Here is a 4,109-nt window from a genome sequence, read left to right as displayed (position 1 = left end):
TTCGGTATAGTTTGTCATCCCCTGTACGATCCCAGTGCCATGAACACCATTTAACAGACCAATAATATCAAGTGTCTGTCCCAATGGTTTGCTTGGTGTCTGAAGTCAAGATTTGACCCCTGTTACTCTTATTTAATTCAAGATAAAAACTAAAAAGCATTACTTAATATCCATTTAAAAACTCATAATAAAAAGGCAAGAAGAAAGACCTATTAATTCCTCTTAATAACATTATATTTAATATCCTTATTAAAAATAACTATTATGATAAAAAGGCAAAAAGAAAGAGCTGCTCCCATTTACTTTATTTCTTGATGTCTGAAGTCAAGATTTGACCCCAGTTACTTATTTCTAAACATATTAAACTCTCAACAAAGTTATTTTAAATTTTTAACATAAAGCTTTAGTCGCAAGAAAATAAAAAGGCAAAAAGAAAGACCTGACCCTACTCTTCTTATCCGATTGAAGGTATGCATTATCTACTTCAACACCTTTACCACGCCAATAATCATCAGCCCATTTCATTGCTACTGAACTAACAGTACTGAAAAAAACACATAACAAGAAAACACTCACTTTAAACATATTAAACTCTCAACAACGTTATTTTAACTATTACTACAAAACTGTAATCGCAAATAAAATACAAAGGAAAATAGAAAGACCTGACCCCACCATTTCTATTTAAATTTATTTATTTCCTTTTCTAAAACCCCACCAATTAAGATCCGATCATTATACTTGGTCTTAATTATAAAGCTCGCATCTTTCCAGTCGCCTTCGTGATACCAAACAATTACATTTTCAGTTTTAGACGAAAAAACCTCAATATATTTTGACCCTGAATGTACAACAAGTGAAGTAAGAGCCAAATAATTTGCGATTTTTTTAGGCTTACAGGACAAGGTATTATCTTTTCTAAAATCATTAATAATGGAAATCAAAACATCAAAGTAATTATTATTAACAAGGTTTATAGTTGGTAGCGCGTTAACTACCATCTCTGTAAAATGAAGTTCGTAGTTATCATTTTCATATATATTCACAACTAGAGGTCGCTCGTCCGTGCCTATATTTTCACTATAATAGCTAGAGTCTTTAGGTATACCCACTTCCAAACCCTCAGAACTCTCTAGATTAAAATGTTTCAAAGATTCAATGGGACTTTTATCAATAAAACGATAAATTTTCATAACTTCAACATCAGATGCAGACAAGTTACACCCCGCATAACAAATATTAGAAAATAAACCTAAGAGAATAGTTTGGAGTATTCTTTTTAACATCTGAATGCACTTCCACAATTTTCTGCATAATATTTCAACGAGCGGCTATCTAGTTTGTTGAGAGTCATTTTAAAACTGTCTGAACGGCTATAATAATTATTTGCCGCCGATGCCGACGCCCATAGCCCCATGGCCCCGTCAGCTTGAGCCATCACGCCAATATTAGGTAGAGAGACTCCAACAGCTTGTTTAATTGTTTGCTCGGGATCTCCTATTAATGTCATGCCGCCACTGGCAATCGACATAGCTGAAGGTAACAACTCATTAAATGCATCCACACTTAGGTCGTTTATCATAAAAGTCCGAATTCGTCTAGCAACAAGACTAGACCTCACAATATTCGCTCCATTACCTTTTGTATAGCCGCCCCTGATAGCCCATCCAGCTATCTTAGCTCGATCTCCTATATCTCTATAGTTTAATTTAGCTAAATGTTCACGAACCGCTTGTGCATGTTCTTTAATCTGCTGCTTTTTGGCTTCAACAGCCCCTGCTCCTTCAGCATTATACCACCATTGCATTGCTGAGGTGACGGCGCCATTGGCAAACTTTCCACCCGTAAGTTTAGACACGGTGCCGCCCACAACCCCTGCAATCGCGGTACGGCTATACTCATTACCAAATTCAGTGGTTTTCGGATTCATAAACCCTTTCATACTGGCGGTGACTAAGGAGCTGACAAAGCCATGGCCAAATTTACCACCTTGGAGCACCGAAGTGACTCCACCTAAAGCAGCATGAGCAGCAACATTGGCTGCATAGGTCAAATTTAACCCCCCGATATATTGAGACACTCCAATAGTAGCATACGATATTACGTAAGATTTTAAAGCGGCACCAAAACTACCTGTAACTGCATATGTTTTTAAAGCGGAGTATAGCGGTAATGCCCACGGCGCATATATCCCTATTACTATACTTACAGCCGCATCGAGTATCGGAATACTAGCAATGGCTTTGAGGATTGAAGTAAGCCCCGTTATTTTCATCAACTTTTTCAAGAAATAACCGCTGGGGTCGTTATAGGTCAGGGGGTTATTTAACACGTAACTATAGCGGTTATGACTTTGCGTTAAATTAGGGAACTGGACAAAGGGATCCGCTTGTAAAAAACGACCAATGTTGGCATCGTAGATGCGGCCATTCATGTGGATGACTTCCAGCTCATCCATTTGTTCGTGGCCAGTGAAGCTGCGCATTTGCGACAATAACATCGCATTGCTGGTGAGCGCTTGGCTTGTATAAACCTGTTGCTGCTTGCCCCACGGATCATAAATGTATTGGCCAATGCCTTTACCTTGGTGATCTGTAATTAGCACTGTAGAGCCAAGCATGTCTGTATGGGCTACTTGTACTTTTTGTGCTTGCCCTTCAATTTGGCTCAGCACTACACCGCCCACATACCATCGATGTTCTACTTGATCTGGCAGTTGTGAACCCTGTGAATCTTTACCACCTGAGCGGCGGGTTAATTCATAAGCTTTACCTGCATAATAAGTCTGTTTAGTTTGTTGTGCACCATTGATATTGCGTACATCTTTACGGTAATAACGGCTGCCTTGCTCGTCATATTTAAACTCGGTATACGTTGTTGAGTTTTTGGTTATTTTGTACGGTTTATCAAATCACCTTAAGATGACACCCATCCTAAAGTATGATACTTGAATTCAAGAAGAGATAAGTTTTTAGCCCAAAAGAGTAAACTTAGTAGCGCAGTTTTATTTGCTCAATTAAAGTGGCTGTCTAGTTTATTCAATATTAAGAACTAAGGTATGTTTGATCATTAACAGAGTTCAACTTCAAGTTTCTTAAGATCCAACCTATGATTCTGAACTAGCAAAACTGAAAAAACACATAATAAGAAAACACTCACTTTAAACAGTAAACTCTCAAAAAAGCTATTTTAACTTTTAATATACCCGTGATCAATGAAGATGCTTGATTTATACAATAATGGGGATCATCATACCCCCTATGAAAAATATCAAATTGACTACCGAGCAAAAAATAGATCTTGAAGCCCTTCATGACACAAGTCGTGATGGCCGTATTCGAGATCGCATCAAAGCGGTATTACTGCGCTCTGAAGGTTGGTCAACAGCGATGATTGCTCAAGCATTGCGACTTCATGAAACCACTATTACCAGGCACATCGATGATTATATAAGTAAAAATAAGTTAGCACCTAAAAATGGTGGCTCCCCCCCTTATTTAAGTCAACATCAAACTGCTGATGTAATTGAACATATTACGCAAAATACTTACCGTTATTCTTACGAAATCATCGAATACATATGGAAAACTCATACAATCCGTTTTTCTATTTCAGGCTTGAATAAATGGCTCCATCAGCACAATTTTAGCTACAAATACCCTAAAGGTGTGCCACATAAATTTGATGAAGAAAAACAAGCTATTTTTATTAAAGAATATGAAGAGTTAAAAGCGCAAGTAGCTGATGAAACAATCTATTTCATTGATGCAATCCACCCAACTCAGGCAACAAAAGTAAGTTGTGGTTGGATAAGAAAAGGGCAGGATAAACCGCTAGCAACCACAGGGAGTCGAACACGATTAAATCTTATTGGTGCGATTGATTTAAATAATTTAACAGCGGCACACGTTAAGCGCTATGAGAAAGTAAATAGTGAGACAATTCAGACGTTTTTTACCGAATTACGCGCACATAATGACGGTAACAACACGCCCTGAGGTGGACAACTAGTAAAATTTAGCTATTTATTGCAAATTTTAACAGCGGCGAACCTCTTCTTTTTAGTGCTTCTAAATATGTTGATTCGTTGTAAGGTGTATGTGTCTTCC

The 4,109-nt window shown here is 37.7% G+C and carries 3 protein-coding genes; 1 reads left to right on the top strand and 2 read right to left on the bottom strand.

All coding sequences use genetic code 11. The features are described 5' to 3' along the window. Window positions 1-680: 680 nt before the first annotated feature. Window positions 681-1,217 (bottom strand): hypothetical protein, encoded by a 537-nt coding sequence (locus tag HH219_RS21345; protein WP_169328560.1) that lies wholly within the window; start codon window positions 1,215-1,217, stop codon window positions 681-683. A gap of 62 nt (window positions 1,218-1,279) precedes the next feature. Next, window positions 1,280-2,674, bottom strand: a complete 1,395-nt coding sequence (locus tag HH219_RS21340) for an RHS repeat-associated core domain-containing protein (RefSeq protein WP_169328559.1) — start codon at window positions 2,672-2,674, stop codon at window positions 1,280-1,282. A gap of 586 nt (window positions 2,675-3,260) precedes the next feature. Here HH219_RS21340 and HH219_RS21335 point away from each other — a divergent pair. Further along, the gene (locus HH219_RS21335; protein WP_169328558.1) at window positions 3,261-3,998 is read left to right on the top strand and encodes an IS630 family transposase; all 738 of its coding nucleotides are present in this window, start codon (window positions 3,261-3,263) and stop codon (window positions 3,996-3,998) included. Window positions 3,999-4,109: the final 111 nt, after the last annotated feature.

The organism is Pseudoalteromonas sp. NEC-BIFX-2020_015, from assembly GCF_012952265.1.
GTDB lineage: Bacteria > Pseudomonadota > Gammaproteobacteria > Enterobacterales > Alteromonadaceae > Pseudoalteromonas > Pseudoalteromonas neustonica.
This window is presented reverse-complemented; position numbering and strand designations above follow the sequence as displayed.

Bases quoted from the DNA above. Each gene is read 5' to 3' on its own strand.
- HH219_RS21335 (WP_169328558.1), top strand. From the start codon at position 3,261: ATGAAAAATATCAAATTGACTACCGAGCAAAAAATAGATCTTGAAGCC.